Annotated in this window: 1 protein-coding gene; it reads right to left on the bottom strand. The window is 60.6% G+C overall.

Translation table 11 applies throughout. From position 1 onward, the window contains the following. Positions 1-15: 15 nt before the first annotated feature. Positions 16-1029 (bottom strand): ATP-binding cassette domain-containing protein, encoded by a 1014-nt coding sequence (locus NW820_RS08465; protein WP_414351223.1) that lies wholly within the window; start codon positions 1027-1029, stop codon positions 16-18. Between the last annotated feature and the right edge of the window lie 162 nt (positions 1030-1191).

Here is a 1191-nt window from a genome sequence, read left to right as displayed (position 1 = left end):
CATGAGGTGATGAAGTTACTTTTTCTTTTTGCCCAGATTGGCCTCGGCAGCGGCCAGCTCCGCGTCCATCAGGGTTTGCCCGGTTGCCGCCAAATACACATCATCCAAGCTGGGACGAGATTGGGTGCTGCTGAACACCTCCAGCCCATGAGCTTGCAAGTGAGCGCGGATCTGGCTGAGGGGATCCTCTCCATTCCGCTGCACCACCAGGTTCAGGGCGTTGCCCTGGGCGCTGTTGATCACCACCTTCTGGACAAAGGGCAGGGATCCCAGCAGTTGGGCACCCCGTTGGGCCAGTTCCGCCGGGGCAAATTCCTGCAGCTTGACGGTGATGCGCTCGCCGCCGACGCGGGTTTTCAGCTCCTCGGGGGTTCCCTCGGCAATCACCTTGCCCCGGTCGATGATGGCCACCCGATCCGCCAGCAGGTCGATCTCCTCCAGGTAATGGCTGCTGAGCACCACTGTGATCCCTGTGTTCTTGAGTTGGCGCAGAAAATCCCAGATGGCCAACCGACTGGGAATGTCCAGGCCCACCGTGGGCTCGTCCAAGACCAGCACCTGGGGTTGATGGAGCAGTCCTGCCGCCAGATCCAAGCGTTTGCGCAGCCCGCCGGAGTAGGTACCGATGAGTTGGTCGGCGCGGTCGGTCAGCCCCAGCAGTTCCAGGACGGCAACGATTCGCTCTTGAGCCAAGGGGCGAGGCAGGTGGTGGAGATCGGCCTGCAACTGCAACAATTCTCGCCCGGTCAGCACCTTATCCAAAGCCACCTCTTGGGCAACAAACCCCAGTTTTTCTCGTACCGCTTTGGGGTTTTCGCTGGCCGGGATCCCGTACACCTCTATCCGGCCCGCATCGGGACGAAGCAAGGTGCAAAGGCAATGCAAAGTGGTGGTCTTGCCGGCCCCATTGGGGCCGAGAATGCCGTAGATCTGGCCGGGTTCCACCTGAAACGAGACGTCCGCCACGGCCACTGTGGATCCGTAGCGCTTTTGAAGTTGCTCTACCAAGACCGCAGGAGTATCTGACATGGGTATCCACATCTCGCTTCCTCTAGGCTATCAAGCCTGTTCGGGAGATGAGGCCAGGGATCGCCACCATTTCTTGCTCGTTGCCGCCAGCCCCCTAGGGATGGTGGGAGGTAAACTACCCGGCTCCGACCGCTAAGCGGTACGGAGCGGGCTTTCAGTAGC

This window comes from Synechococcus sp. R55.7, assembly GCF_047461955.1.
GTDB lineage: Bacteria > Cyanobacteriota > Cyanobacteriia > Thermostichales > Thermostichaceae > Thermostichus.
This window is presented reverse-complemented; position numbering and strand designations above follow the sequence as displayed.